Raw genomic sequence first — 26,493 nt, forward strand, 5'->3', positions numbered from 1 at the left:
CCGATCGGTAAAAGACCCTTCTTAGTTAGTGGGCTATTTGCTATTATGATATTTACTCATTCCACAGCATCGTTCAGCTTTCTCAAGTCTTTGCTTTTTAGGTTATAAGACACAGCGGTGTATCGTGCATATACTATCCCTTTGCCGGAATGGTACACATTTACAAATTTGTCGGCAGAGCTTCTACTGTATTGCAGATAATAAAATGGAGCAGTACTACTCAAGATCTTGGTGTTCAGTTCCTCAGCACTTATCATTTTTATCGGGTGGGTATACTCTCCCAGCAATTCTGCATCGTCATCGCTTTCTTTCTCTTCTGATCCTATAAATGCATCAAGGCGTTTTGTAACATGGTTTGGTACAAAAAGTGTGTCGTTCTTTACGCCAGCCAACATGGCCTGATCTTCATCCGATGTGAAGCGCCCACGCGTCTCTCCTTCTCCAGCAATGGTATTATCGTCATCAGATAATTTTTTAAATACCCTGCGCCCCAGTTGGCAAATGAGGCTTCATTGTATATATATGTGTTCATCTTTTCTTCGAAATCTCGAGCGGCAGAGAAACCATACCCGTAGTTTTGTTTTGCAGCCCAAATGGCTCCTGCATCTTGCGACATAATGATATGCGAATACACTACATCTGGCACCACCTTATCCTTTTTATTGATCTTGGGGATCCATAGGTCGTATGATATGTGTGTTGAGAATAGTTTCCAGGGACCCATATTGCTGTTATGTGAACCCATATTGTTATTATGTGAACCCATACTGCTTTTCTGAACCTCCCTGTATATCATGCCGAACGAAAAGAACGAACAGTCGCCCTTCTTTGCATATTCGTACATCTCATTCTCGCCTATTATCTTGTATTTGGTCAGTTTCCACATTTCTCCCAGTACCTTTTCGAAATCGGCTATGTGTTCCTGGTCTTTTTTCTGCAGTACGAAATAAGTAGTTGTTTTCTTCAGACGGTCTATATCTCCGTCATCGAATCTGCCTGCAGAATTAGCCTGTGCTGAACGGCTGGTGCCTACATTGATCTGTGCCTGGCCGGCGAAACTAAGCGCGCAAAGGCCTGCGGTAAGAAGTATATTTTTCATTGCAGTACAAGATACATACACATTTTATTGTACGCAAATAGATGTATTTAAGAATGTGTTATGCCGATCATATCAGCGTGAATGAACCCAGAAATTTTTCTATGGCCACATTATTATCGTGTTCTTTTTCGCAGCTTACCTGTATGGTATAGAAGCGGCTGCCCACCAGGTAGAACTGCATATACACCATACCCTTGCCGTCCATAAAGCTCATCTTCATCCTGCGGCCGGGATAGTCTTTATAGTTGATCTTTATATCGGACAGCTTGGTGCCTTTTTCTTTTTTCAAGGCATCTTTTATGGCCTTATCGAAGAAGGCATTGATGATGGCATCCTTATAGTCTGAATGGATAACAGTATCGGGATGGTCGGCGTACGATATGCTGTATGTGATATTATCATCCTTGAACTTGCCTACATCGTATTTGAAGGTGTATGACCGTACATCGCCCTCGTCCTCGGTAAGCACTGGTTGCCTTGGGAACATCATCCTGAACTTTCCTTCGGGGCTCTGTATGGTCACCCATTCGGGCGGCATAAAGCCGAACAGGGATATGGCAACAAGCAGCAGCGCAAAAAGTCTCATCTTTTTCATTGTGGATGTGATAATGAGGTTTAAAATTAACGAACTATTTCTAACGGCGTATTTATACCACAGGAACTGGATATGGTTTAACACTTTGCAGCCGTCATAAAGTTGTACTTTTGCTGCACCGCTTTAGCGGTCACATTCATCATTGCCGGGGCCGACCGGTTTTGACAGCATATTGCAGGGTGTGTAAGCATGTCGTGCGTTGGATAATTAGCACGTTAATCTGAATACCCGAACTATAACTGGCGAATACTCTTACGCCATGGCTGCCTAATTGATTTAGGTACCCATTATAGCCGCCGGGAAGGCTGCCTGTTGCCGTCCCCGCCGCCAAATCGACAAATAACAGGATAGGCCTGTGCCCACTGCGTGTACAGGAGCAGAACCATAGCAGATAAGGAGATGGTAGGTTCGTCCTGCCCCGGCCACCTCCCGACAATGAATACAGGAATACACATGTAGAAAGCATATCGGGCACATGTTTGGACGCGGGTTCGACTCCCGCCGGCTCCACAAAAACGAGAAGGGTGCGCAGAGCGACAGCGATGCCACCCTTCTCGTTTTTTCCCCTCCGCTCTCGCTCTGTTTCTCGCTCTAAAAAGACGCTTCCATTTCTTCAGACCGCGCCAGATCCTCAATATAAAAGCTCGACATACTCCAGGTCTCATTTAGTACAGTATCAAAAGAACTTATCCACGATCCGCTATCAAAAAAATACATTCTTCTTACCTTTGTGACGGAACATAATGGCCATAGGCGCAAGAACCCTCAACAAAATAATAGAAACGGCCCCAGAGGCCCCGCACAAGCCCGCTACACAGGGGCATTTCGGTCGAAACAACGACTGCATCCGATCCCGAAACATCTACATCGCTTACAGGTACTACTACTATAGTGTACTGTGCAAGCACACCTACGACACCACGCTGGAACTGCTTTGCGAAGAGCTCTTCATTATGCCACGCACTATGGTGAACATACTCAAAGATGCCACAGAGTACATCATGGACCTGCGTAAGCAGAAAGCCGCGCTCAAGCACATGCGCGAGGCATATCCGCGCCGCGAGTGGGCTAAGCCAGATCCTGCTCCGGCCGTATCGCTTACGCGTCCGGCCCGTTACATCCTGCCGTGATGCAGGAGTACAAAAAGAAACTGTCTACTGTGTGCTTACCGGCAAGCACACAGTAGACAGCCTATATCTCATTTGCCCGCTCTTATAGCTGGGCTATTCTATCACTATCTTTTTTACAGAGCGTTCGCCGCGTTCATTGCTTACTGTCAGCAGGTACATGCCTGCCGGTACTTGCGGTAGCGCCACCTGCTGTGCGTTGCTCACGTTGCCCATTGCCACACCTCTGCCCGTCATATCGTTCAGCATATAGCGCTCTGCTTTGAAGTTGCCATTCAGCAATAGCTGTGCCCCGCGTTTTACAGGTTGCGGGTAAACGGACATTCCTTGCGCTGCATCTGGTATGGCCGGTGCCGATACTCCCGGCGACACACGTCTTGCTATACCGTTAGTTGCCACGTTAGGGCTCCAGCCTCCGCCATTTCCCGTCTTGAATGCACCGCCTACTATAAGTTGCCCTTTGTATACTATCATCTTGTTCACTGTACTGTCTACTACTACCCACTTATCGTGGTCCTCCAGTGTATAGCAATTCCGGGCCCATGTACCTATCATTGGCAATACCTGGAACTGTCCTCCCATGTTCAGGTTGTCCGTCTCGCCACATAGCGTAAGAATGTCCTGGGCACCACCATAAGGTTGGAACATGCTCATGGTATTCGTGTATGCAAAACCCTGCACCCAGCTATCACCCTTCATTTTCATCAGCAGGCTTGTGGTATCTGTAGCATGTGTGCGCTTGCATGCGGCATACAGCGTGTCGCCATATACCTCCAGGTCGGCCACCTCGTTGTTCAGGCCCTTGCTGTAGGGCACAAAGGATGTGGATGGGCTCCATTTTATCACGTTCACAGGAGTGCCCATATAGCTGAATGCGCCACCCAGTACCAACGAAGAGCCCACCACCTCCATGGTATTGATGCGCCCCATAGGCCCGTTAATAGAGCTCCATGCCGTACCATCCCACCTGGCAAAGTACTGCATGGCGAAAAGGCCTGTACAGTCGTCCAGCGTACCGCAGGCATATAATGTACCCTCAAATACCACCAGGTCGCGCACCTCTCCGTTCAGGCATCCTGCCGGCTGCCACGCGCTGCCGTCCCACCATGCTACGCTATGCATGCCGTCCGGCATAGAAAAGTTGCCGGCGGCAAATATCTTGCCAGAGTATTTGGCAATAGCATATACCGTGCCATTGAGCCCCGCAGCCATAGAGTGCCAGGTATATGTGCCGCCGGCGTCAGTTACATAGGCTATGCCGGTAGCGGCTATGCTGCCGTCTACCTGCGAAAAGTCGCCACCCACATACAGCCTGCCCTCGGCCTCATCGGCATATAGCTCGTTCACTACACCGTTCACGCCCTCGCCTATCTTGCCGCAGCCGGCCGCAGGTGGGTAGCCGGGCTGTATCCAAGCCAGCTCGTCAGCGGTAAAACCCCTGTCGCCGGCCCATGCCGTCAGCTCAGGGTAGTTCATCTGGCGTACATAGGCCAGGTTGGTCTTTGCAGCTATCATGCGCGATACATGTTCATACCCCGATGCTTTTACTAGATAACCCACAGCGCAGAAGTTGTCATACCTGTCTATGAAGATGGGCGTGCGATAGCTATACAGGTCGTTAACAGGAAAATTGCCTGTCTGCCAGTACACATGCAGGTCGTCCAGGCTCTGCATGCGGTTGCGCTGCTGTGCAGGTGTCAGGTGCCGCATGTCGCGCCTGCGCAGTGTGGCCTCTACCAGCGCCAGGTGGGTGCGTATCCACTCCCGGTCGGTACGGGACACATAGGCAGGTAGGGCATCAGCATTCACATCTGGTTGTTCTTGCCAGCATTTGTTCACTTCTGCCAGTTTGTTGAAGGTCGCATTGTTGCTGTATGCCGACAGGCACAGGAAGCACAGAAGAAGGGAGAATAGTGGTCTCATAGGAAATTGAAGTTTGGTGATCAGGAATTTTGGTTCAGATATAGGACACCATATTTCGCTGCAACATTGCATGCCGGCTCAAAAAACATAGCAGGCGCAGAGAAATATTGCATCTATACAAATATAACAAAATATATCAGAATGATAAGCGAACCTACCAGACAAGTGGGTGAAGAAAATGATGTTATTTACAGGCAAATTCGGAGCAGTAATGGAGACCATAGGCATAAGAAAGGCAGACATAGCAGATATAGACCGGTTACAGCACATCAGCAGGCTCACATTCTCCCAGGCGTTCGCTGCCGATAATGCCGAGGAGAACATGCAGGCCTATCTGCAAGAAGCATTTTCTACGGAAAAACTGGCCGCCGAGCTCCGGGATCCTTGTTCGGTATTCTATTTTGCCATACGGAATAACGATATCATCGGCTACCTGAAACTGAATTTCGGACCATCACAGACAGATATAAAGGATGATACGGCGCTAGAGATAGAGCGTATCTATGTTCTTGCCGAATTTCATGGAAAAAAGGTAGGACAATTGCTGTTTGAAAAGGCCCTCGAAGTAGCACTCCAAAGAGGCGCCCGGTACATATGGCTCGGCGTATGGGAGCACAACCACAAAGCCATCGCCTTTTACAGCAAGAACGGTTTCCTCCCGTTCGATGAACACATCTTCCTTCTCGGCACCGACCCTCAGACCGACATCATGATGCGACGTGACCTGTGATATGTACCATCAGCTATTGGTATACGGCAGGAGGTACAACCACACGGATCGTTGTGTCCTTGATACCATGCCCTTTGAATTCCCTATGTGCTCTTATGGTGAGATAAGTGCCATCCATACTACATCAGCAGGAATTTATCGGCATCCTTCAAAAAGGGCAGCGATGTGCGCACCTTTTTCAGCCCATCCATATCCAGTGTCACGGTATGCACGGCCTCGGTATCTCTCTGCTGCCACAGTTGCTCGCCTAGCGGGCCAAATACGCTGCTGTTGCCCAGGTAGGTTAGTCCTTTCGCATCCTGCCCCACGCGGTTCACGCCTATGGTATAGCATTGATTCTCTATGGCCCGTGCCTGTAGCAGGGTACGCCATGCCAGGTCGCGCGGCTCGGGCCAGTTGGCCACATACAGCAGCACATCGTACTCACTATTGCTGTTGCGCGCCCATACCGGGAAACGCAGGTCGTAGCACACCATCAGGTTCAGCCGCCAGCCGTTCACCTGCACTATCAGGCGGCTGTCGCCTGCGGTATAGTGTTCTGCCTCGCCGGCATAGGCAAACAGGTGGCGTTTATCATAGTGGCCCATTTGCCCGTCGGGCTGTACCCACAGCATACGGTTGTAGTAGGCGCCACCGGCCTCTATTATCAGGCTGCCTGCCAGTATGCAGCGATGCTTGCGGGCCATGGCCGCCATCCATTGCAGTGTAGGCCCGTCCATAGGCTCTGCCAGCCGCTCCGGCGCCATGCTGAAACCCGTGCTGAACATCTCTGGCAGTACCACCACATGCCGTGGCCCTTCTACGCGTCCCAGCAGTTCTTCATAATGATGCAGGTTTGCCGTCTTATCCTCCCAAATTATATTGGCCTGTACCAGGGTGATGTGTAGCTGTGCCGATGCCATAGGTATATGCTGTTTACCGTACACTACAAATTTAGCGCCCGAAAGCATCTCCCATCAAAAAGATCCCTCCCATATATCTATATTTCCGCGCCAAAGGGTATTTTTACCGCAAATCACAGGTTTGGCCCTAAAACAACACCTCGACGACAAGGTAAGATTCGACCAGCAGGTAGACAATTCACGGTCCTACGTCATGCCGTTCATAGAGCGCACGCATGCCATCAATGCCGGTACCACGGTATTCGAGGTAGGTACGGCCGAGGGCGGTGTACTGCTGCCCTTCCTGGAGCGTGGCTGCCATTGCGTAGGTGTAGACCTGGCGCCCGAGCGTATAGACCTTGCCAAAGGGTTCCTGGCCGATGCCATAGCCGCCGGCAAGGCCGAGATATTGCTGAAGAACATCTACGATACCGATTTCCTGGAGCGCTACCGCCATGCCTTCGACATCATCATTTTGAAAGATGTCATAGAGCACGTCCCCGATCAGGAGGCATTCATACCCTATCTCAAGAATTTCCTCCGCCCCGGCGGACAGATATTCTTCGGCTTCCCGCCGTGGTATATGCCCTTCGGCGGCCACCAGCAGGTATGCCGCAAGAAGTGGCCCAGCGTGCTGCCCTACTACCACATATTGCCGCGCCCGCTCTACAAGGGCATCCTCAAGATGTTCGGCGAGCACGAGGTCATCATCAAAGAGCTCATGGAGATAAAAGATACACAGATCACCATAGAGCGATTCGAGCGCATTGTAAAAGCCAGTGGCCTCAGGGTATTGGCCAAAGAGCATTACCTCATCAATCCCATATACAAGTACAAGTTCGGCCTGCAGCCGCGCAGGCAGTTCGCCCCCATCACCTGGATACCCTACGTCCGCGACTTCCTCACCACCTGCGTCTACTACACCGTAGGCTCATAGTTCATATACGTTATGCTCATACAGAACATAAAGCTCGCTGCCGATGCCATGGTATTCTCTGGCCATGGCGACCAGTTGCAGCTACTGCTCATTCGCCGCGGCCACGATCCCTACAAGGGCATGTGGGCCATACCCGGCGGCTTTGTAGAGGACGATGAGGAGCTGGAGGCCGCCGCCATCCGCGAGCTGGAGGAGGAGACCGGCCTAAGGGTACCCGCCATGACACAGCTCTACACCTTTGGCCGTGTAGGCCGCGATACCCGGGGCCGCACCGTTACTGTTACCTACTATGCCTTTACCGACAATGCGCTACCCGTACACGGTGCCGATGATGCTGCCGAGGCCCAATGGGTATATGTAAAAGACATCACCGCTCTCGCTTTCGACCATATGGAGATGCTGCAGATGGCTATGAGCACAGTGCTACCTGCCGCAGGGAAAATATAATATTGAGTTTTTGAATGTTTTATTATTTTGTGGCATATCTCTGCCTCATGATAAAGCAACTCGCACTCTGCGCGCTACTCTGCACCCCGGTCTGCACCGCCATCGCCCAGACCGATCAGGAAAAGACCACCGCCTACTACAACAAGCTCAAGGCTTCCGGCGATGTGGCCCGCCTCGCCTACTTCTTCTCGCAGATGCCCAAGGGCGGCGATCTTCACCATCACTACTCCGGCTCGGTATACCTGGAGACCTATCTCGACTGGTGCAAAGACAAGGGTAAATACATAGACAGTTTCAAGTACAGCATCGTAGACGATACTGCAGCCGACCGCATATCCATAGATGCATTGCGCAAGAATGCGCTGCACTACCGCAACCTTATGTCTCTCTGGTCTACGGCCGATTTTTATAACCACTCTGCCCCACAGGTGCCGCCCGATCAGCATTTCTTCAATACTTTCGGCTTCTTCAGCCCCATCAGTGGCAACTTCAAAGCAGGCCTTGCCGAGCTGAAACGCCGAGCCCTGCAAGAGAATGTGCAGTATATAGAGACCATGTTGTCATCGGTAAGCGTGTCCATCAAAAGCACGACCTACAATGCGAGTCTCTACCGTCATTTAGCGACCCGCGATGAGAATGGCCTTACGGCACTCTTCGATTCGATCCGCACCTCGCTCGCTAAGATCGCCATTGACACAGCTGTTACTAATTACATCAGCGCTCTGCGAGATGCCCGTACCGGTATAGACGATGGCAATTTCACCATGCGCTACCAGACCTATGCCAATCGCCTCAAGGACCCCTCCACCGTATTCATATCAATTTATGCCGCCTTTTGCGTAGCGGCTACCGATACCAATATAGTAGGGGTCAACTTCGTAGGGGCCGAGAACGACCCTGTGTCCATGAAAGACTTCTGGCTGCACATGCGCATGTTCCGCTACTTCAAAAGCCTGCCACAATTCGAAAAGATCCACCTCGCCCTCCATGCAGGCGAGCTCGCCCCCGGCATGACACGGCCCGAGGATATGGGCTACCACATTTACGAGTCCCTAACCATAGCAGGCGCCGAGCGCATAGGCCATGGTGTCGATCTTCCGTACGAGGATGCACAGGCCATACTCACCCATATGGCCGCAAAGAAAAATGCCATAGAGATAAACCTAACCAGCAACGAGTTCATACTTGGTATCAAGAACGAGCGCCACCCTATAAACATGTATCACGATGGTGGTGTGCCCCTCACCATATCTACCGACGATGCAGGCGTATCGCGCAGCAGCCTCACAGAGCAGTACATCATGCTGGCAGAGCGCTACACCTTTACCTACCCGCAGATCCGCTCCTTCGTGCTCAACAGCATAGAACATTCCTTCATGAACCCCTACATGAAGACCCACCACAAAGCCCTCCTCCAGCGTAGGTTCGCCGCGTTCGAGAAGATGGTAGCGGGTATGAGCAAGTGATATCTGCCTGCGTAGGCTACATGATTTTGATTGTTTGACCGATAACCGTAATATTACAAGCCTTAGCCCACAAGGCTCACCTTTGCATGAATACCCGGATAGACGTTTTCATATCTCGCAAAAGCCAGGATGCTCATTATGCCAAGGAGCTATACGATCATCTATGCGCACAAGGTTTGAATGTATTCGAGTCCGATGAGTCATTGCCTAAGCTGGGTAATTCTGATTACCGGAACGCCATCGACGATGCGCTGGATGCATGCAAACACTTGATAGTGGTAGGCAGCAGTATCGATAATATACGATCTGAATGGGTCGAACACGAATGGGGCAGTTATTTAAATGAGAAGTTAGCCGGTCGAAAAAAAGGGAACGTTCTTACCATCATCACCGGCAACCTTTCTATAGCAGAGCTCCCGCTAAGTTTGCGGTCCCATCAGGTGTTCTTTTTCAGCCGTTCTAATTTCGAGAAGATATATGCCTATGTTGAAGACAAAAAAGTGCTGGCAGCAAAAGAAGCACAGCGGCAGAAGGAGATAGCCGAGGCCCATAAACGTGAAGACCAGGCGCGCCTTCGTGCAATAACTGAAGAAGAGCGAAAGGCCAGGGAACAAAGTGAGATAGCCGAAACCCGTGCCCACGAAGAACAACGACAAAAAGAAATAGCCGAAGCAGAGATCCGTGCCCGTGAAGAGCAACGTCAGAGAGAGTTGGCCGCTGCTGCCAAAGCACAGGAAGAGCAGAGACAAAAAGAAATAGCCGAAGCAGAGATCCGTGCCCGTGAAGAGCAACACCAGAGAGAGTTGGCCGTTGCTGCCAAAGCACAGGAAGAACAACGACAGAAGGAGATAGCTGAGGCAGAGATCCGTGCCCGTGAAGAGCAACACCAGAGAGAGTTGGCCGTTGCTGCCAAAGCACAGGAAGAACAACGACAGAAGGAGATAGCTGAGGCAGAGACCCGTGCCCGTGAAGAGCAACGTCAGAGAGAGTTGGCCGCTGCCGCCAAAACACAGGAAGAACAACGACAGAAGGAGATAGCCGAAGCGCAAAGGAATGTAGAACACTTACGCAAAGAGGGTCGGAAAAATAGCAATGGAGGGACAACAGCCCTTTATATTACCATCGTTGTTGCGGTGATAGTTTTGGGTATGTGCATACTCATATGGGTGAATGACCGAAAAAGAGATCAATATTACGACAGTTCCAACACTATGACACCCGCCACATATGGCGACTCCACCACCACTACTACTGCTGATCCGGCTATTGGGGAAGATTGTATAAAGACCCTTCCGGTCATGAATGATAACGGCGGATATAATGAAGCGGTCTACAGTCCCGATGGTAAGTATATTGCATCATGCATTGCATTCAAACATCCAAATGCTTTTACTCTCTGGGATGCTGTTACCGGGGAAAGAGTAAGGACATATACATCTGAGTTCGGTGTTTATCAATGTGTTTTCTTTCCTAGCGGGATGTTCATGCTTTCCGGGAACGAGAATAAGCCGATGATCGTTTGGGATGTGACCACCGGGGAAATAAACCGAACATTCACAGGTGTTTCGAGAAATGCCCTTAAAGTTGCAATGAATGCTTATCACAATGTATTTGCAACTATTTCTGATTACAAGACACTGAAACTATGGAATTTTGAAAGCGGGAAGTGCCTGCACACCATAGAAGCTGCAAGCAAGTGGGACATACTATCTGTAGCTATCTCACCCGATGGCAAGTATGTGCTTACAGGTGCTGATAATGGCGAATTACAATTGCGCGATATAGCTACCGGAAATGTAGTATATACATTAGTAGGCCATAAAGAAGGGGCTGCATGGTCTGTCTGTTTCAATTCATCGGGTACCGTATTTGCTTCCGGCTCGGGAAAAGAAGTAAAGTTGTGGGACCATTTGTCCGGCAACTGTCTCGCCACATTCGATCATGATGGCCTTCTAAATAATGTGAAGTTCATCTATCAGGATAAATACTTGCTTTCAAGTTCTGGCACAGGCTCAGACCCTGTTTTGAAACTTTGGAGTATTGCTGACAAAAGGTGTATCCATACCTTCGAAGGGCATAGAGATATGATATGCTCAATAGACTATGACCCCGCTACGGGCCATGCTATAACGGCCTCGCATGATGGCACTGTAAAGATCTGGAACGTAGGTCAGTACCTCGATACAGGCCATTGATAAACGTTCTCCGAACAGCATCTCATATTCCGAACCTCCCATCATCAGCTAATGAACTAGAACGACGACTGAAAGCGTATAGTAGCCTTTATTATGGCCAGTGCGCGTATGCTGTCTATCGGGAACTCCACCGGCTGGTGATGGCTGTTGGCCGATACGAAGCGGGCATAGCCCTCACGCTCGGCCTTTTGTATGTACTTCGAGAAGAAGAAACTGTCGCCCCTGTGCTTTATGGCGGCCAGGTACATCTCGCCCCATATTATGTTGGTCTTGTCGTGTACCTCCTTGAACAGCACTATATCGCCGCTCTTTATCAGCGGGTACATGCTATCGCCCGTTATGGGCACTGCGCCATCGCATTCGGGCATACGGGGTATGTGTATGTATTCTATGGGTATGCTCTTCAGGTGTTGCTCGCTGGCTATTATCTCGAAGATACCTGCGCTGGCGGCCATGGGGTACAGCGGTATGCGCTGTACATCCTTGTCGCGGTCGGCGCGCAGCTTGCTTATCTGTTTTACGGTAAAGCGGTCTCCGGCATCGCGCAGCATCTCTCCGCGCCCGGTAAGCAGCCACTCTGCATTGTAAAGGGGATAATTTTCAACTATCGCCGTCAGCCATTTGCTGCTTATATCCGTACCCGTGCGCAATGAGCGCGACAGAACACCTTTACTGGCATTGATGCGGGTCTCGATAGATGATATCGTGACCTTCTCGTGTTCAGCTATTTTATTTATCCTTTCCAGTATAGAGCTCATGGCGGGTAACAAAATGTTGATAAATATCTTCTCATTTTTTTGAGAAGTTGAAAATTATCTTCTAATATTGCATTGTGATATCGCGGTACCGATAGCAACGATAAAGTAAAAATACCAAATTCTAAATGACAAATTCCAAAAACCAAATTCCAGATCACAAGATCCAAATTCCAAAGATCTGTACCAAGATCCCCGATCACCAATTCATAATTCATAATTTATAATTCCTAATTCAAAACACTATGGGAGCAAAATACACCAGACCCACACTAAAGATCACCGCAGGCCGAAACGATATAGAGCGCCTTGCAGAGGCTTACGATGCTGCCGTGCAGCAAATGCCCCACCTGATGGATGGGAACGATACCGGCCATGAGGCCCTGTTGTACGATCATGCGGTAGAGATGCGCGATCTGCTGGGCGGGCTCATAGGCCGCGGCCAGCAGACCTTCACCATCACTATGCGCATCAGCGACGCCCGCGCTGCATGGCAGCTATGGCAATGGGGCTTTGATGTGCCCATGCTATGTGCTATGGCCGTGCGCCGCCTGCGCGATGTGCTGGACAGGGAACGGGTGTCCGGAGTAATAGCCTGATGCGATGATGGGCTGACACGACAATTCAATTTTAAAAAACAAAAAACGAACATAAAATGGCAACAACTACAAAGGCTATCGCCGACATGACAGTAGAAGAGCTGCAGCAGGCTCTGAAAGAGAAACAGGCAACAGACACGGCCGAAAGACAGGCCCAGCGCAAACGATATGAGCAGCGTAAAGAGGCGCTCATAAATACCCTGGGCGGCTTTGCTACCGGCCTGCGGGCGCAGATGACAGAGCTGAAACAAGAGGCCTTCGGCGATATGGCAAAGTTCAGGCTGGAAATGATGGAATATGGCGATATACGCGGCGGGGAAAAGAACAAGGGCAGCTTCGAGCTGAAGAACGAACAGTATAAGATAGTGTTCAAGAACAGTACCGTAAAGGCCTTTGACGAACGGGCAGAGCTGGCAGAGAAAAAGCTGAAAGAGTTCCTGGGCACTTTCGTGAAGCGCAAGGACAAGCCTGCCTACGAGCTGGTAATGGCCCTGCTGGAGCGCAATGACAAAACGGGCGACTTCGACATCAACCTCATCAACCGGCTGTACAAGATGCGCGACAAATTCGACGACCCGCTATGGCATGAGGCCATAGACCTCTTCCAGGAGAGCTATAGCCCCTATGGCAGTGCGCAATACATACAGTTCTTCGAGCGCAACAAAAGCACCAATGGCTACGATGCCATAGTGCTGGATATGGCCCGCCTGCGGCTGCAGGATGAAATTCCAAAGGCCAAAGAGCAAAGACCAAAGGCGGCAAAATAGCCGCCGCTTACAGACACCTATACATAGCACGACAGCGAAGCCTAAGAACAGAAATATGGATCACTACCTGAAAACTTTTTATCATGCTGGAAATAATAAGAGACCGCATAGCCCACTACCTGGTATTTGGTGGCCAGCCTCACCTGTGCGATTGCCTGTTCCTCGTTTGCGACGAGCACTTGCCCGCACTCTACGAAATGTATAGCCGTGCCCGCGATGCCAATGTGCCCAAGCCCGAAGTGGCCCGCCGCGTGTGCGACGATATAGCGGCCTACATCAGCGGCCGCCCCGACCTTGCCGTGTATAGCGGGCAGTATCTGCGCAGGGCATGAGGATCCTGCAAAGAACAACTGACCGCAAACAGGATGTTCCAGTGAGTATATCGCTATTTTCGCAGCATACCACGCTTACTGTTACATATACATCGCAGCATACGCGACAGACGATACATACACATTTTCATATGAACAGATGGCTGGTCTGGGCTCCTATGGGTCCAGATCAGCCTAAATACTGATGAAGATCAGTTGGCCGGGGGGTATGTTGCCCCTACATTTGTCCATTCTGTGCCAAATATAAACTGATGGACAATAAAAGTGCCATATTACAGCAACCCTCTCCTTTTAGGATAGTACTGCTATACATCATCATCGGGTCGCTGTATATATATTACTCCGACCAGGTCATACGTCTTTTTTCGGGCAATGCAGCTACCCTCTCTTCGCTGCAAACAAAGAAGGGTGTCGCTTTTGTGCTCATCACTGCCGGGCTGCTTTTTCTGGTAGTGAATGTATACCGTAAAAAAATGATGCACGACCACGAGCTATACCAGGACGAAGTGAAACTTTCGGAAGAGAAATACTGGACCCTCTTCAACGAAAGCCCTATATCTATGTGGATATATGATGTGAATACATTGCGCTTTCTGCTGGTGAACGAGACTGCATGTACCAAATATGGCTACAGCAGGGAAGAGTTCTACCACATGACGGTAGATGCTATAAGACCCGCACAGGATATGCCCCGTTTTCACAGCTCGCTCAAAGATGCAAGGTCATCGGGGAAGATAGTGTGGCACAAACCCTTCAGGCATATCACCAGGAATGGAGAGGTGCGTATAGTAAAGATCAAAAGCTCGGCCATCATATTTGAAGGCAGCGATAGTCGGCTGGTAACGGTGATGGACGTGACCGATGAGGTGAATGCCCAGGTAGAGCTGAAGGAGGCCAACGAACGCCTGTCTGCCGCCAGCCAGATAGCAATGCTAGGCTACTGGGACCGCGATCTTGTGGCCGACACGATATACTGGTCGCCGGAGCTGTACAAGATATTCGAGCTGTGCCCCGAAACATTCGACCTCACAATAGACAACATCATCAGCAGGTTTCACCCCGACCACCGCGACACCTTTGGCGCCAACCTATTGGAGCTATTCAAAAATGGTGGACTTGTATCGTTCGAGCATCGCATATTGGTAGGCGACGGACGTGAAAAATGGATATTGCAACGCCTGAAGCTCATAAAGAACGAAGAGGGCATACCTGTGAAGCTGGAAGGCATATCGCTGGATATCACCGAAAGAAAGGTGGCGCAACAGGCCCTTCACGAAAGCAATGAACGCTTTGGTATGGTAACAAGGGCCGCCGTAGAAGCCATAATAGACTGGGATGCAGTAAATGGGGGGCTTTTCGTAAGCGATGGTTTCAGAGATCTGTTCGGGCACAATATTCGCACAGGCGATGCCTCTCTCTGGCTTCGCTACATACATCCGGTAGACCGCGAACGGGTGGTATGTGCACTGAAAAAGGCGCTGTCCACAAAAACCCAGGATAATTTTTATGTCGAGTTCCGTTTCCTGAAGGCCGATGGCCAGATAGCATATGTGCAGCACAGGGGCATCTTTGTAAGAGACCGCAACGGCCGGGTAGTGCGTGCCGTAGGCGCCATGATAGATGTGACCGCAACGGTGCACAAGATGCAGCATATAGAACAGCAGAACGAAAAACTGAGAGAGATAACATGGGTGCAATCGCACATAGTGCGCGGGCCGCTGGCAACCCTGATGGGCCTTACTACAATGCTGAAAGATAACGACCTGGACCCGGCCGAGATAAGAGAGGTGTTGGATGGTATAGCGACCTGTGCCGACAGGCTGGATGGCGTGATACACGACATAGTGAAAAAGGCCGAGGCGGCAACGGAATACGCCGCCTAACGCTCTTGGTCATTGCAGGTATGGTAGCACCATGTTGCCACAAAGTGTAACTTCACACTACACCTTGCAGCATATATGAGAACACTGAAGAAAGTACTGTTGTGGACAGGCGGCATAGTACTGCTGCTGTATGTGGCGGTATGCGCTTTTTTCTACAGCAGGCAGCAGCAGATACTCTTTGTGCCTGAGCGGCTGCCTGCCGGTTTCAGGTACGAATTTCCCGGGCGATACCGCGAGTGCAGCATAAAGCTGCAGGATGGCACCGTGTTATCGGGTCTATTGTTCAGGGCGGCGGCAGATACGCCAAAGGGGCTGCTGTTCTATGTACATGGCAATGCGGGCAGCCTGCGCACCTGGGGCGAGATAGCCGAGGTGTATACTGCTACAGGTTATGACCTTTTCATGTTCGACTACAGGGGATATGGTATAAGCGGTAGCAGCATAACCAGCGAAGAGCAACTGTATGCCGATGTGCAGGTAGCTTACGACAGTATGCGCGCACTATACCCCGAGAACAGGATAGTAGTGCTGGGCTACTCTATAGGTACAGGGCCTGCCGCCATGCTGGCCGCGCACAATCATCCCGCGCACCTGGTACTACAGGCACCCTACTACAGCATGACGGATATGATGGAGCATACCTATCCCTTCCTGCCCACCTTCATGCTGCGCTTTCCGCTGCGAACGTATGAGTATGCGGCGAAAGCCAATGCCCCGGTCACCATTTTTCATGGTACCGAGGATGGTGTGCTGTACTATGGCTCTTCGCTGAAGCTAAGGAAGAACTTCAGGCCGGGCGATACGCTCATAACCATAGCGGGGCTGGGCCATAACGGCTTTACCACCAATGGGCAGTACCTGGCCGGTATACGACAGATATTACGATAAGAGAAATAGCGGCAGAGGCCTATCTGAATACGAAGTAGACCAGGAACACCGATATGAGCACCACGATGAATATGGCTATCTGCAGGAAGGATATGACCTTCTTGTAGCTCTGGTTGGCAGCTTTTATGCTTCTAAGCTCATTGATGTTGTTGAGTATGTTCTCCATGCGCGAGAAGGCGGTCTCGCCTTTTATCACATAGTCGTACGCGCCGAATTTCATACTGTCTATGGCCACTTCCAGCTTGTCCTGGCCGGAAAGCATTATCACCTGTGTTTCGGGACGAGCCTGTTTTATCTTCTTCAGCACTTCCACACCGTTCTGCGCATCGGGCAGGTGAGAATTGAGGTGGAAGTCGAGCACTACTATCTGCGGACCCACAGACAGCTCCCTGATGGCGCTCTCGCCGCTTTCGAAGGTGCGGATATCATAGTTGAAACGCTCTGCTATATAATCTTTGAGCATTTCGTTCTGTATCGGCTCATCATCTACAAGAAAGATGATGGTTTTGCTTTGTTCTGTTGCCATAATTTGGTGCGATAATTCAGAAAAGTAATATAAAGAATGTAAAAATCAAGGCTTGTTAACAAATATTGCGAATAAAAACATCTTTTATAGCTGCCGGTGATATTAGCTTTTACTGTTGTTCAGCTCTTCGAATGCTTTTTTGCACAGGTGTTTCAGGTTGTGTATAAGGGGCGGCAGAGATTCGAAGTGCGCAGGTGAGCCCGCCGACTGCTCTATCAGGAATATCTTGCTCACATCCTCCTTCACACCCATGTACGATAGCTGGGGCTTCAGCGAGTGTGCCGCTATCTTGATGGTAGGATAGTCGCTGATGGCAAGCGCACGGTCTATATTGTCCAGCAGCTTGGGAGCATTCTCCAGGAACATGCCTATGTACTTGTTCATCTTATCGGCATTGCCGCCGGTAAGCTGTTTCAGGAACTGCATATCGGTGACGCGGTCGGGCAGTATGGGTGCGGCAGGTCTTTCTTCCATTTTTGGTTCGTTTTGGGGTTTGTCAATGGTCTCTTCTGTTTCAGACAGGGCCTTGCCACCGCTCATCACTTCGTCCATCTTCAGCAGCAGCTCTTCGGCATGGAACGGCTTCGATACGAAACCGTTCATGCCCACTACGAAATAGTGCTGCACGTCCTCCTGCAGCACATTGGCCGTCATGGCTATTATCTTCACATTGCGCTGCGGGGAGGGTAGCTCTGTGCGTATTATCTTCGTGGCAGTGATGCCGTCCATCACCGGCATCTGTATATCCATTAGCACTACATCGTACATCTCGCGGCGCAGGTGGTCTACGGCCTCCTGGCCGTTTATGGCCACATCCAGCCTTATGCTCGGTATAAGCTCTTTGAGAGTGTCCTCTGCCACCATGCGGTTGAACTCATTGTCCTCTACCAGCATCACCTTCATATTGTTCAGCCGGCGCATAGATACCGGGTCCAGTACATTGCTCTGTACCTCGTCGGTCTGCTCTGCGGCCCTATCGAACGGTATGGTGACGGTGAAGGTGGTACCCTTGCCCAGTTGGCTCTGCACGGTCATTTCTCCACCCATCAGGCTTACCAGCTGGCGGCATATGGTGAGGCCGAGACCCGTGCCGCCGAATTTGCGTGTGGTCTCTGCGCCTGCCTGCGTAAAGCTGTCGAAAATACTATCTATATGCTCTTTGGCTATGCCTATACCGGTATCGGTCACATCGAAGCGTACCCATAGCTTGCTGCCCTCTTCGCGGGCAAGGGATATGTGTACCGAAACATATCCCTGCTCGGTGAACTTTACTGCATTGCCTGCCAGGTTTATGAGTACCTGGTTCACACGCGTAGGGTCGCCGGTGAGCTTGCGCGGCAGTGCGTCGTCCACCGATGTGCGCAGTTCTATGTGCCGCTCCTCGGCCTTTAGCATCAGCATATCGCGTACGCTCTGCAGCACCTCGCGCATAGAGAAGTCTATGTGCTCTATCACTATCTTGCCGGCCTCTATCTTCGACAGGTCCAGAATGTCATTGATGATGACAAGCAGGTTGTCTGCCGACATCTGAATGGCATTCAGATACCGCAACTGTTCCGGCCTCGGGTCGCGCGTCAGCAGCAGGCGCGCCATACCTATTATGGCATTCATGGGCGTGCGTATCTCATGGCTCATATTGGCCATGAACTGGTGCTTCAGCCGTGCGGTGCGCTCGGCCACTTCCTTTTCCTTTCGGGCCAGTTCTATCTGCTGGCGTACCTGCAGGTTGCGCAGTTCGCTCAGTATCTTCTGCTGAAATATCTCTTCCTTCAGTTGCTCAAAGGTCTTGAGGTGGTGAAATGCCTGTGGTATATCGCCCATCTTGTCATAGAGGGCAGAGAGCACCTCGTGAATGCTCATGAGGTCGTGGCGGCGCTGGTACTCCTCGGCCAGGCTATAGGCCGCATGCAGCGACTGCAGCGCCTGGCGGTCGTTGTTGTCGTCCATGTACAGGCGGCCCAGGTAGAAGTGGCAGATGATCTGCACCTCTACATTGCCCAGCAGCTGCGCCTCGCGCAGGGCATCGGTAAGGTAGCGGCTTGAATTGCCGAAATCTTGCATCTTGTAATATACCTTGCCCAGGCCGCTTTCGGCCATCACATAGGCTGCGGTCTCGGGCTCGGAGTGTTTCAGGTTCTCCTGGAAGTAGTGCAGCGCCTCGCTGAACTGTTCCTTCTTGAAATAGATATTGCCCAGCGTATTGTGTACATTGATGAGGCTGGTACGGTTGTGCGCCCGCTCAAAGATGGGTAGGCACTTCAGCGCGTACTCCAGCGCACTGTCATAATCGTTGAGGTCGTAGAGCAGGTTGGATATACTGGTGAGTATCACCGACTGCGCGAACTCGTCGCCTATCTGCTCGTTGTTGATAAGGGCCTTTTCGAAGTGGGTGAGGGCATTGGCGAGGTCGCCCATATCGCGGTATATATTGCCGAAGTTGTGCAGTACACGCGCTTCCAGCCCTACATCCTTTATGCGCTCTGCTATGTGCAGCGCCTCTTTCAGTATGGCCAGGCCATGCTCGTAATCGCCCATCAGCCAATAACACGAGCCCTTGAGGTTGAGGCCGCGGCCTATGCCGCGCGGGTAAGCCACTACCTTCGACCGCTGTATGATATCCTCTGCCATTTTCAGGGCATGCTCCACATCTATGTTGCGCACCTCTACTCCCATATCCACAAGGGTATCTATACGGCCTTTCTCATCCGTTTGCTGCGCAAGTATGGTCTGTAGCTCTTTGTAGCGGGGTGTGTCTATCATACGGGCATGATGCCCCGGTGCGGAAATGCCGTACCATTGGGAACATATTACCGTTAAAAGTAAAAAAAAGCTACATTTTATTTCTGTTTTTTATCGGTGATATATATCACCCTCCGCCGATGGACAGAACACATGTATACAGCACGGCCCCGAGGTGCATAGCTGACGATGCGCATCTTTGAACAGGGATGCTATCGCAGGCACAACGGGGCGTGCGTGGTGGAAGACTATCAGAATACCTTGAGGGTAAGGCCGGGGAATACCTGCTTAAAGTCGTTGGTGAATATGAGCTCGGGCGATAGGGTGAGGCCTTTTTTCAGCAGCCGTACATTCATGAATGCTTTCACGGTAGTACCTGTGAAATACCCGCCATTACCTTTTACCATATAGCCCACCCCGGCAAAAAGGTCGTTATTGTCTCCCAGGTCGGCATTCACGAACCAGTTGGGCAGTGTCTTGTAAGAGTTGTCGGCAGCGTTGTGCTCAAAGGCAAAATAGCAAGACCCATATACCCGGTAGCGGAAACGCTGATATTTGTTATTGAACATTCGCCCGTTGCTACGCGACAGTTCGAAGCCCAGCTCGGCATAGGGCGCCAGTACATTGCGCATGAGGCCTATGCCGAAATTGGCATTCATCGTGAACTCATCGGCGCGTTTCAGGGCGTTCCATGCCCTGCCGTCATCGGTGGTCACAAGGCCGGGATAGCGTTTGAAGCGCACGTCTGCAAAGCTGGCCAGGTACTTATCCTTCACAGTAGAGGTGGCATAGGGGTTGTAGCGCGATGAGGATGGGAACTTATATGGTCTGTTCACTGTGCCCTCCTTCTTGGTGGCCACCAGCGTATCTATGGCATGCCACAGGCTCTGCTTGTCTGCGGTTATCCGCGCCACGTCCTCATAGCTATTTACACAGAATGTGACCTGGTATACCTGGTAATGTTCCAGCCTTTGGTAGTTCTTCTCTCTTCGCCGGGCATTATCGGGCAGTGCAGGCACCAGCGGGTAGTGCCTTACCAATATGCGCACTGTATCCTGTTCTATCTTCAGCTTCGCTACATCGCCTTTTTTGTTCACGAATATGTCGCCATCAGGCGGGTATTTTTTGAAGCGCAGTTTCTTTACGCCCAGCTTCTCGTCTATGGCATAGTCTATCCATACATTGCCGCCATCGCTTTTCAGCGAGTCTTTGTAGAATGCTATATCGTGCAGCAGGGCGGCTACAATGGTATCCAGGCCGTTCTTTATCTCTTCGTACTGCGCCACATTGTTCAGCTCGAACTTCACAAAGGCCTTATTAGGCAGGTAGGCATAGTCGCGAATGTTCACATATCCGCTCAGCATAGCGAAGTTGCGCTCTGTAGTGGTGGGCATATGCACGGCATCTCTGTCGTCGTTGTCTTGTGCATGGGTGGTCACGGCCATGGCCATTAGCATGGCGGCTGCTATCATTTTTTTCATGTCGCTGATCTTTTATTATTAGGTGTGGGTACTATCAGTTCTTCCGGCCCAGGCGCAGCGTTAGCGGATCGGGAGCAAGACGGTCGCTGAGTGGGCGCGGCCTTGTAAGCCTGCCTGCTATATCCAGTACGCTATGTGGCTTGCTTATGCGCACAAGGGTCATTATCTCTTCGTCTTTGCGGCGCATTTCTTCTTCGCGCTGCACATCGTACAGGCTCACTACTTTCATTGCTTTTATGTCTAGCGCAGGTCCGTTATATACCAGTGTTTCTTCGGGCTCGCCGGTATCATGGTCCAGGTCGTAAAGGTGCAGTACGCGCATCTTTTTTGCCGGGGACGCTACAGGTGCGGGCTCCGGCGCAGCGGCCACCTCTGCAGGCGCAGGCTGTGGTACTTCTTCGTTGGCTACAGTAAGAGGTGGGCGCGGTAAGATGACGTACTTCTTGCCGGTGGTCTCCTGCGTTACTATCGGGGTAGGGGTGGTGGCGGGTAATGGTATAGGGGCTGTGTTCGCAATGGGTGTGGCAGGTACAGTGGGCGCTGCGGCCAGGGGTTTTGGCTTTGATGGTGCAAAGTAGAGGTAGAGCGCCACCGTGCATATGCATAGCAGCAACGCTGCTGCCACGCCATACCGCCGCCAGGCCACTACGCGCCGGGTGGGCGCATCCAGCCGGGCCTGCAGCCGCTCCCAAGCCTCTTCCCGGCCATATACTATGCCTCCCGCAAGGGCATCTACCGACTCTATTTTCTGTTTTACCTGTTCATCTTTCATACCACTATTTTTTTACCTGCTCTGTCACTGCCTTCCGAAGGCTTTCCTTTGCCTTGCTGAGCTGGGAGCGCGAAGCGCCCTCGGTAATGCCCAGCATGTCGGCTATCTCTTTATGATCGTACCCCTCTACCACAAAGAGGTTGAACACCGTACGGTAGCCTGCGGGCAGTGCCAGTACCATTTTGTACAGCTCGTCGGCCGCCATTTTACCGGTAAAGGGCTCATCGGCGCCCAGTTCTGCGGCATGCTTCTCTTCCACTATCCTTAGCGCGCCCTTCCTGCGCAGGAACATGAGGCATTCGTTCACCATTATCTTTTTGAGCCATGCGGTGATGCTGCTGTCGCTGCTGTACACAAAGCGGTCTATACTTTTGAAAAAGCTGAAAAAACCATTCAGCATCAGTTCCTCGGCATCGGGCAATTCCTTTACATACCGCAGGCACAGCATCAGCATGGGCTCCGACCATCGGTCGAAAAGGTACTTCTGGCATATCCTGTCCTGCCTGCGGCACCCGTCTATGGCTTTTTGTCCCGTCATCAATGGCTTTTGTGTGCTGTATGAAGTATTATATGCCTGGCAGGTAGCGAACGTTGCCTGCCGCCGAAAAAATATTTGCGACAAATGTGCGTATATGGCTGTGAATGAGCATCATCGGTACACATCCCTTTCACGAAGATTTCACAACATTACATTTCCTGATGTGAAATATTAGCGATATTTTTGCAGTCAAACTAAAAAATCGACACAGCACATGAAAAAGCAATTCCTTCTGATAGCCGGTGCAGCCCTGATACTTGCATCATGCGGCGGCGAAGAGAAAAAAGAAGACGCAGGCCAGACCCAGGCGCAGATAGACTCTGCAGTGAACGCCCAGGTAGCTGAGCGCGAAGCCGAAATGGCCCGCAAGAACGACTCTACCCTGAAGGCCGTAGAAGCTGCTAAGGCTGCTGCCGACTCTGCCGCTGCTGCTGCAGAAGCTGCTGCCAAGAAGGGTGGGACCAAGAAGTCTACCAAGTCTACAAAGAGCGAACCACCGGTGAGCCCGGCTCCGCCACCACCACCCGCTAACCCCAAGGATAGCCGTTTCAGCAATGGCGGCGAGAAGAAAGCGGACGAGACCAACACCAACAAAAAAGGAGACCGTTTCGGTAAATAATATATTTTTCGAACAAGCTGAAAAAGGCTGTCCCGGTAAGGAGACAGCCTTTTTTAATGCCCTCACGCGCGGAAACATGACAGAAATGCCGAAATTCAATGTTCGGTCTGTAAACACCCGAAAATGCCCATACATACCTTCCGATACCTAGGTCTGCTGCTTGCCTGTCTGTTGTGGCAAGCACCTGCCTGCTTTGCACAAGGCAGCGCACGACCCGCCCTTCACCTGGTCTTTGCCGGCAAGCCCGAGCCCACAGGTAAAGACACCATGAAGCTTGCCTACTTCTTCAAAGTGTTCGATGACAACAAGATCTCCATATCCGACACCTCCTTTCATCTCCTTCACTTCAATGTAATTTACCACAATAAAGGGTCTGACATGATAGCGGGTCCCTTTCCCATAGGTGGGCCATATTATGGGCACGGAGATAACTACAGACCTGTAGAGCCCCACTATAAGAAAATAGCCTATGCGCTGCGCAGGAACCTGCGCGATGTGCGCCCCGGTGCCAGGATATTCTTTGAGGATATAGTACTGTCTACCCCCGATGGCGGCAAACTGCACCTTACCACTCCTATGATAGTGTACATAAAGTAGCACATCCGGCCACTCGCCCCTATTTCATTTCCATATACATGGGGCAATGGTCGGAGTGCAGTATCTGGGGCAGTATCTCGGCATGCTTCAGCCTGTCTTTCAGCGGCTCGGTCACGGTTATGTAGTCTATACGCCAGCCCTTGTTATTGGCGCGGGCGGTGCCCCATGCGCTCCACCAGGTATACTGGTGCGGCTCCTGGTTGAACTCGCGGAACGAATCGATGTAGCCGTTGCAGTAGAGCTTGTCCATCCATGCGCGCTCCTCGGGCAGGAAGCCCGTGTAGTTCTTGTTGCGCACGGGGTCGTGTATGTCTATGGCCTTGTGGCAAATGTTGTAGTCGCCGCATATCACCAAGCGCGGGCGCGTAGTGCGCAGCACGTTCAGGTATTCGAAGAACTCGTCCAGCCACTGGTATTTGTAGGTCTGGCGGTCGTCGCCGCTGGTGCCACTGGGAAAGTAGGCGTTCACAAGTGTTATATCGCCGAAGTCGGCGCGTATCACGCGGCCCTCGGCATCGCTCTGCATGATGCCGTTGCCATACTGCACATTATCGGGCTGTATGCGGGTGAGGATGGCCACACCGCTATAGCCCTTCTTCTGCGCCGAGAAGGAGAACACATCATAGCCGGCCTCTTTCAGCTCGGCGGCGGGCACGTCTTCCTTATTGGCCTTTATCTCCTGCAGGCATATTATATCGGCGGGGTCGGTCTTCAGCCAGTCCAGGAAACCCTTCTTTATGGCGCCCCTTATTCCGTTCACGTTATATGTAATGATCCTCATTGTTCGTTGTTGTTAGGTAATTCAAAAATATAAGATCTGCGCACTACTTGCGCATGGCTAAAAAAGCCCCTCGTCAGCCAGGCTCAGGTGCTGGTGCCCGGCCACTATTATGTGGTCCAGCAGGCGTATGTCCATCAGTCGCGCGGCCTCTTTCATGGCTTTTGTAAGGGCTATATCCTGTGCGCTGGCCTTCGTATCGCCCGATGGGTGGTTGTGCGCCAGTATGAGGCCGGTGGCATTGTTCAGCAGGCAGTTGCGCAGTATCACCTTTATGTCGGCCACGGTGCCGGTAAGACCGCCACTGCTTATGACCTCGGTACGCAGCACCTTGTTGGCGGTGTTCAGGTACAGCACGCACATCACCTCATGCGCCAGGTCTTGCAGCAGGGGCATCACAATGGGCAGGGCGTCTTTGCTGCGCCCTATGACGGGGCGCTCCAGGCCTTCGCTCATCTGGCGGCGGCGGCCCAGCTCCAGCGCGGCACATATGGTTATGGCACGGGCTTCGCCTATGCCCTTTACCTTTTGCAGGTCGGCGGGAGTAAGCTTGCCCAGCTCCAGCAGGTTATTGCCGGCCAGTTGCAGTATATCGCGGGCCAGCTCTATGGCAGAGCGCTCGCGGGTGCCGCTGGCTATGAGTATGCCCAGCAGCTCGGCATCGGCCAGCGCGGCCGCACCCTTTTGCAGCATCTTTTCGCGTGGGCGTTCGTCCTCGGCCCAGTTCTTTATACTCAGGTTCATGGCCATATACAGGGGGTGAAAGTAAGATCTTCCCACACAGGTGGTATATCTTCCCAAAGGTAACATATCCACAATTTTCGACGTGCATGCAGGTCGGCCCATAGTGCGTATGGCCGGTAGCACCTCATGGCCATATAGGTGCATTTCGATCTTCGCATAAATATACGGTGATAACACCTGCGCAGCCGAGCAGCCCATTGTACCTCCCTTTCAGAAGCCCCTCCCAACCTCCCCAAAGGGGAGGAGATGGGCTATGGCCTGCTACTATGGCAAAATGCAACAAGCAATAGTACCCAAAATACCTGCGCGACAACGCGGACATAATATCTCCTCCCCTTTGGGGAGGTTGGGAGGGGCTTTCGTGAATATTGCATGTGACAGGCAGGGTGGAACTGACGATGCGAGGTTTTGAAATGCACCCGCCATATCCCGCCACCCTATATTTTACCGCAATAGCGTATCTTTGATGATAATAATATCCCTGATAGCACGTTGTAGATCTATGAGACCGATAAAAAATATCCTGTTCGGCGTTCTTGTTGCCCTTAGTGTTTCGTTCGTAGCCTTTTACAGCACCTCATGCTCAAAGGACCAGTGCGGCGCAGTTACCTGCCAGAACAAGGGCGTATGCTTCCAGGGCGTGTGCAATTGCATCTACCTGGGTACAGGCGGCCCTAATTGCGAGCACGTTTACCGCGATATGTTCTCGGGTCTGTACGAAGGCCATGCGCCCATAGATACCGTAGGCGACAGTACCCATGCCCTGTTCTTCCGCCCGTCGGACGATACACTGAACCGCGAGTACATGGTGGTGTTCTGGCAGGATACCCTAAGGCAATCGCTGGTAAAACTGCCCATAAAGCTGTACAACTACTCTACCTCGGGCAGCAACTTCAAGGTGGTCGATTCGGACAACATGAACGTTATCGACTATTATGCATACTCCGGCACAGGCACTATCAGTGTCAATACTGTCTCTATGCGCCTGGTAAGCGTAGACACCGATGGTGTGAAAAGGGTGTTCGAGTTCAATAACTACATCAAGAAATAACAGACCGCTACGGTTCCAACATAT

27 protein-coding genes and 1 other RNA gene are annotated in these 26,493 nt (G+C 51.4%); 15 read left to right on the plus strand and 13 right to left on the minus strand.

What is annotated here, in order from left to right:
* Window positions 1-56 precede the first annotated feature (56 nt).
* The 3 genes from ABD843_RS08735 to ABD843_RS08745 form a co-directional block, all read right to left on the minus strand.
* Window positions 57-395 (minus strand): hypothetical protein, encoded by a 339-nt coding sequence (locus ABD843_RS08735; protein WP_345081612.1) that lies wholly within the window; start codon window positions 393-395, stop codon window positions 57-59.
* A complete protein-coding gene (locus ABD843_RS08740; protein WP_345081615.1) occupies window positions 380-1,099 on the minus strand; it encodes a hypothetical protein in 720 nt (239 codons plus the stop codon). The genes ABD843_RS08735 and ABD843_RS08740 overlap by 16 nt, the downstream gene beginning before the upstream one ends.
* Window positions 1,100-1,166: 67 nt before the next feature.
* Window positions 1,167-1,694, minus strand: a complete 528-nt coding sequence (locus tag ABD843_RS08745; RefSeq protein WP_345081618.1) for a hypothetical protein — start codon at window positions 1,692-1,694, stop codon at window positions 1,167-1,169.
* Window positions 1,695-1,841: 147 nt separating this feature from the next.
* Between ABD843_RS08745 and ssrA the strand changes: the two genes are divergently transcribed.
* Both ssrA and ABD843_RS08755 read left to right on the plus strand, forming a co-directional pair.
* Window positions 1,842-2,207, plus strand: a transfer-messenger RNA (tmRNA) gene (gene ssrA / locus ABD843_RS08750).
* A gap of 230 nt (window positions 2,208-2,437) precedes the next feature.
* On the plus strand, window positions 2,438-2,824 hold the full coding sequence (locus ABD843_RS08755) for a hypothetical protein (RefSeq protein ID WP_345081621.1): 387 nt from the start codon (window positions 2,438-2,440) through the stop codon (window positions 2,822-2,824).
* A 93-nt stretch (window positions 2,825-2,917) separates the two neighbouring features.
* Here the strand turns inward: ABD843_RS08755 and ABD843_RS08760 are convergent, their stop codons facing one another.
* A complete protein-coding gene (locus ABD843_RS08760) occupies window positions 2,918-4,744 on the minus strand; it encodes a T9SS type A sorting domain-containing protein (RefSeq protein WP_345081624.1) in 1,827 nt (608 codons plus the stop codon).
* A 178-nt stretch (window positions 4,745-4,922) separates the two neighbouring features.
* Between ABD843_RS08760 and ABD843_RS08765 the strand changes: the two genes are divergently transcribed.
* The gene (locus ABD843_RS08765; protein WP_345081627.1) at window positions 4,923-5,474 is read left to right on the plus strand and encodes a GNAT family N-acetyltransferase; all 552 of its coding nucleotides are present in this window, start codon (window positions 4,923-4,925) and stop codon (window positions 5,472-5,474) included.
* Window positions 5,475-5,593: 119 nt separating this feature from the next.
* Here the strand turns inward: ABD843_RS08765 and ABD843_RS08770 are convergent, their stop codons facing one another.
* Entirely contained in the window at window positions 5,594-6,376 is a 783-nt protein-coding gene (locus tag ABD843_RS08770; protein ID WP_345081630.1) for an amidohydrolase, read from the minus strand.
* A gap of 121 nt (window positions 6,377-6,497) precedes the next feature.
* Between ABD843_RS08770 and ABD843_RS08775 the strand changes: the two genes are divergently transcribed.
* The 4 genes from ABD843_RS08775 to ABD843_RS08790 all read left to right on the plus strand — a co-directional run bounded on the left by ABD843_RS08775 (window position 6,498) and on the right by ABD843_RS08790 (window position 11,400).
* Window positions 6,498-7,292: a class I SAM-dependent methyltransferase gene (locus ABD843_RS08775; protein WP_345081633.1), complete on the plus strand. Its 795-nt coding sequence runs from the start codon at window positions 6,498-6,500 to the stop codon at window positions 7,290-7,292.
* A 12-nt stretch (window positions 7,293-7,304) separates the two neighbouring features.
* Complete coding sequence (locus ABD843_RS08780) at window positions 7,305-7,739, plus strand: NUDIX domain-containing protein (protein WP_345081636.1); 435 nt, start codon at window positions 7,305-7,307, stop codon at window positions 7,737-7,739.
* A gap of 47 nt (window positions 7,740-7,786) precedes the next feature.
* Window positions 7,787-9,205: an adenosine deaminase family protein gene (locus ABD843_RS08785; protein ID WP_345081639.1), complete on the plus strand. Its 1,419-nt coding sequence runs from the start codon at window positions 7,787-7,789 to the stop codon at window positions 9,203-9,205.
* An 86-nt stretch (window positions 9,206-9,291) separates the two neighbouring features.
* Entirely contained in the window at window positions 9,292-11,400 is a 2,109-nt protein-coding gene (locus tag ABD843_RS08790) for a TIR domain-containing protein (protein WP_345081642.1), read from the plus strand.
* A gap of 56 nt (window positions 11,401-11,456) precedes the next feature.
* On the opposite strand, the gene ABD843_RS08795 is transcribed toward ABD843_RS08790, so the two are convergent.
* Window positions 11,457-12,158, minus strand: a complete 702-nt coding sequence (locus ABD843_RS08795; RefSeq protein ID WP_345081645.1) for a S24 family peptidase — start codon at window positions 12,156-12,158, stop codon at window positions 11,457-11,459.
* A gap of 242 nt (window positions 12,159-12,400) precedes the next feature.
* Between ABD843_RS08795 and ABD843_RS08800 the strand changes: the two genes are divergently transcribed.
* The 5 genes from ABD843_RS08800 to ABD843_RS08820 all read left to right on the plus strand — a co-directional run bounded on the left by ABD843_RS08800 (window position 12,401) and on the right by ABD843_RS08820 (window position 16,624).
* Window positions 12,401-12,754, plus strand: coding sequence for a hypothetical protein (locus ABD843_RS08800; RefSeq protein WP_345081648.1), 354 nt, complete (start codon window positions 12,401-12,403; stop codon window positions 12,752-12,754).
* Window positions 12,755-12,810: 56 nt separating this feature from the next.
* Window positions 12,811-13,521, plus strand: coding sequence for a DUF3164 family protein (locus tag ABD843_RS08805; RefSeq protein ID WP_345081651.1), 711 nt, complete (start codon window positions 12,811-12,813; stop codon window positions 13,519-13,521).
* An 83-nt stretch (window positions 13,522-13,604) separates the two neighbouring features.
* On the plus strand, window positions 13,605-13,853 hold the full coding sequence (locus ABD843_RS08810; RefSeq protein ID WP_345081654.1) for a hypothetical protein: 249 nt from the start codon (window positions 13,605-13,607) through the stop codon (window positions 13,851-13,853).
* 251 nt (window positions 13,854-14,104) lie between these two features.
* A complete protein-coding gene (locus ABD843_RS08815) occupies window positions 14,105-15,736 on the plus strand; it encodes a PAS domain-containing protein (RefSeq protein WP_345081657.1) in 1,632 nt (543 codons plus the stop codon).
* Window positions 15,737-15,811: 75 nt separating this feature from the next.
* Window positions 15,812-16,624, plus strand: a complete 813-nt coding sequence (locus ABD843_RS08820) for an alpha/beta hydrolase (protein ID WP_345081661.1) — start codon at window positions 15,812-15,814, stop codon at window positions 16,622-16,624.
* Between the two features lie 19 nt (window positions 16,625-16,643).
* Here the strand turns inward: ABD843_RS08820 and ABD843_RS08825 are convergent, their stop codons facing one another.
* From ABD843_RS08825 to ABD843_RS08845, 5 genes are all read right to left on the minus strand, one after another.
* A complete protein-coding gene (locus tag ABD843_RS08825) occupies window positions 16,644-17,150 on the minus strand; it encodes a response regulator (RefSeq protein WP_345081664.1) in 507 nt (168 codons plus the stop codon).
* Between the two features lie 102 nt (window positions 17,151-17,252).
* Window positions 17,253-19,910: a tetratricopeptide repeat-containing hybrid sensor histidine kinase/response regulator gene (locus ABD843_RS08830; protein ID WP_345081667.1), complete on the minus strand. Its 2,658-nt coding sequence runs from the start codon at window positions 19,908-19,910 to the stop codon at window positions 17,253-17,255.
* A gap of 230 nt (window positions 19,911-20,140) precedes the next feature.
* Window positions 20,141-21,370, minus strand: a complete 1,230-nt coding sequence (locus ABD843_RS08835; RefSeq protein ID WP_345081670.1) for a hypothetical protein — start codon at window positions 21,368-21,370, stop codon at window positions 20,141-20,143.
* Window positions 21,371-21,404: 34 nt separating this feature from the next.
* Entirely contained in the window at window positions 21,405-22,142 is a 738-nt protein-coding gene (locus tag ABD843_RS08840) for a hypothetical protein (protein WP_345081673.1), read from the minus strand.
* 4 nt (window positions 22,143-22,146) lie between these two features.
* Window positions 22,147-22,680, minus strand: coding sequence for an RNA polymerase sigma factor (locus ABD843_RS08845; protein ID WP_345081676.1), 534 nt, complete (start codon window positions 22,678-22,680; stop codon window positions 22,147-22,149).
* Between the two features lie 214 nt (window positions 22,681-22,894).
* Here ABD843_RS08845 and ABD843_RS08850 point away from each other — a divergent pair, with 214 nt between their 5' ends.
* Window positions 22,895-23,299, plus strand: a complete 405-nt coding sequence (locus tag ABD843_RS08850) for a hypothetical protein (protein ID WP_345081679.1) — start codon at window positions 22,895-22,897, stop codon at window positions 23,297-23,299.
* A 123-nt stretch (window positions 23,300-23,422) separates the two neighbouring features.
* A complete protein-coding gene (locus ABD843_RS08855) occupies window positions 23,423-23,896 on the plus strand; it encodes a hypothetical protein (RefSeq protein ID WP_345081682.1) in 474 nt (157 codons plus the stop codon).
* A gap of 19 nt (window positions 23,897-23,915) precedes the next feature.
* Here ABD843_RS08855 and ABD843_RS08860 read toward each other — a convergent pair whose 3' ends face one another.
* Both ABD843_RS08860 and radC read right to left on the minus strand, forming a co-directional pair.
* Window positions 23,916-24,677, minus strand: a complete 762-nt coding sequence (locus tag ABD843_RS08860) for an exodeoxyribonuclease III (RefSeq protein ID WP_345081685.1) — start codon at window positions 24,675-24,677, stop codon at window positions 23,916-23,918.
* Window positions 24,678-24,734: 57 nt separating this feature from the next.
* Window positions 24,735-25,454 (minus strand): RadC family protein, encoded by a 720-nt coding sequence (radC, locus tag ABD843_RS08865; protein WP_345081688.1) that lies wholly within the window; start codon window positions 25,452-25,454, stop codon window positions 24,735-24,737.
* Window positions 25,455-25,920: 466 nt separating this feature from the next.
* Here radC and ABD843_RS08870 point away from each other — a divergent pair, with 466 nt between their 5' ends.
* Window positions 25,921-26,469, plus strand: coding sequence for a hypothetical protein (locus ABD843_RS08870; RefSeq protein WP_345081691.1), 549 nt, complete (start codon window positions 25,921-25,923; stop codon window positions 26,467-26,469).
* Window positions 26,470-26,493 lie beyond the last annotated feature (24 nt).

Origin of the sequence: Nemorincola caseinilytica (assembly GCF_039540515.1) — a bacterium.
In the GTDB taxonomy this organism is placed as follows: domain Bacteria; phylum Bacteroidota; class Bacteroidia; order Chitinophagales; family Chitinophagaceae; genus Nemorincola; species Nemorincola caseinilytica.

What these genes read in the sequence shown, in the direction of transcription:
- ABD843_RS08745 (WP_345081618.1), bottom strand. Translation starts at nt 1,694, where the DNA reads ATGAAAAAGATGAGACTTTTTGCGCTGCTGCTTGTTGCCATATCCCTG.
- ABD843_RS08855 (WP_345081682.1), top strand. Translation starts at nt 23,423, where the DNA reads ATGCCCATACATACCTTCCGATACCTAGGTCTGCTGCTTGCCTGTCTG.
- ABD843_RS08800 (WP_345081648.1), top strand. Translation starts at nt 12,401, where the DNA reads ATGGGAGCAAAATACACCAGACCCACACTAAAGATCACCGCAGGCCGA.
- ABD843_RS08780 (WP_345081636.1), top strand. Translation starts at nt 7,305, where the DNA reads ATGCTCATACAGAACATAAAGCTCGCTGCCGATGCCATGGTATTCTCT.
- ABD843_RS08810 (WP_345081654.1), top strand. Translation starts at nt 13,605, where the DNA reads ATGCTGGAAATAATAAGAGACCGCATAGCCCACTACCTGGTATTTGGT.
- ABD843_RS08795 (WP_345081645.1), bottom strand. Translation starts at nt 12,158, where the DNA reads ATGAGCTCTATACTGGAAAGGATAAATAAAATAGCTGAACACGAGAAG.
- ABD843_RS08765 (WP_345081627.1), top strand. Translation starts at nt 4,923, where the DNA reads ATGATGTTATTTACAGGCAAATTCGGAGCAGTAATGGAGACCATAGGC.
- ABD843_RS08840 (WP_345081673.1), bottom strand. Translation starts at nt 22,142, where the DNA reads ATGAAAGATGAACAGGTAAAACAGAAAATAGAGTCGGTAGATGCCCTT.
- ABD843_RS08785 (WP_345081639.1), top strand. Translation starts at nt 7,787, where the DNA reads ATGATAAAGCAACTCGCACTCTGCGCGCTACTCTGCACCCCGGTCTGC.
- ABD843_RS08825 (WP_345081664.1), bottom strand. Translation starts at nt 17,150, where the DNA reads ATGGCAACAGAACAAAGCAAAACCATCATCTTTCTTGTAGATGATGAG.
- ABD843_RS08735 (WP_345081612.1), bottom strand. Translation starts at nt 395, where the DNA reads ATGTTGGCTGGCGTAAAGAACGACACACTTTTTGTACCAAACCATGTT.
- ABD843_RS08805 (WP_345081651.1), top strand. Translation starts at nt 12,811, where the DNA reads ATGGCAACAACTACAAAGGCTATCGCCGACATGACAGTAGAAGAGCTG.
- ABD843_RS08830 (WP_345081667.1), bottom strand. Translation starts at nt 19,910, where the DNA reads ATGATAGACACACCCCGCTACAAAGAGCTACAGACCATACTTGCGCAG.
- ABD843_RS08845 (WP_345081676.1), bottom strand. Translation starts at nt 22,680, where the DNA reads ATGACGGGACAAAAAGCCATAGACGGGTGCCGCAGGCAGGACAGGATA.
- ABD843_RS08870 (WP_345081691.1), top strand. Translation starts at nt 25,921, where the DNA reads ATGAGACCGATAAAAAATATCCTGTTCGGCGTTCTTGTTGCCCTTAGT.
- ABD843_RS08860 (WP_345081685.1), bottom strand. Translation starts at nt 24,677, where the DNA reads ATGAGGATCATTACATATAACGTGAACGGAATAAGGGGCGCCATAAAG.
- ABD843_RS08815 (WP_345081657.1), top strand. Translation starts at nt 14,105, where the DNA reads ATGGACAATAAAAGTGCCATATTACAGCAACCCTCTCCTTTTAGGATA.
- ABD843_RS08820 (WP_345081661.1), top strand. Translation starts at nt 15,812, where the DNA reads ATGAGAACACTGAAGAAAGTACTGTTGTGGACAGGCGGCATAGTACTG.
- ABD843_RS08835 (WP_345081670.1), bottom strand. Translation starts at nt 21,370, where the DNA reads ATGAAAAAAATGATAGCAGCCGCCATGCTAATGGCCATGGCCGTGACC.
- ABD843_RS08740 (WP_345081615.1), bottom strand. Translation starts at nt 1,099, where the DNA reads ATGAAAAATATACTTCTTACCGCAGGCCTTTGCGCGCTTAGTTTCGCC.
- ABD843_RS08760 (WP_345081624.1), bottom strand. Translation starts at nt 4,744, where the DNA reads ATGAGACCACTATTCTCCCTTCTTCTGTGCTTCCTGTGCCTGTCGGCA.
- ABD843_RS08755 (WP_345081621.1), top strand. Translation starts at nt 2,438, where the DNA reads ATGGCCATAGGCGCAAGAACCCTCAACAAAATAATAGAAACGGCCCCA.
- ABD843_RS08850 (WP_345081679.1), top strand. Translation starts at nt 22,895, where the DNA reads ATGAAAAAGCAATTCCTTCTGATAGCCGGTGCAGCCCTGATACTTGCA.
- ABD843_RS08790 (WP_345081642.1), top strand. Translation starts at nt 9,292, where the DNA reads ATGAATACCCGGATAGACGTTTTCATATCTCGCAAAAGCCAGGATGCT.
- ABD843_RS08770 (WP_345081630.1), bottom strand. Translation starts at nt 6,376, where the DNA reads ATGGCATCGGCACAGCTACACATCACCCTGGTACAGGCCAATATAATT.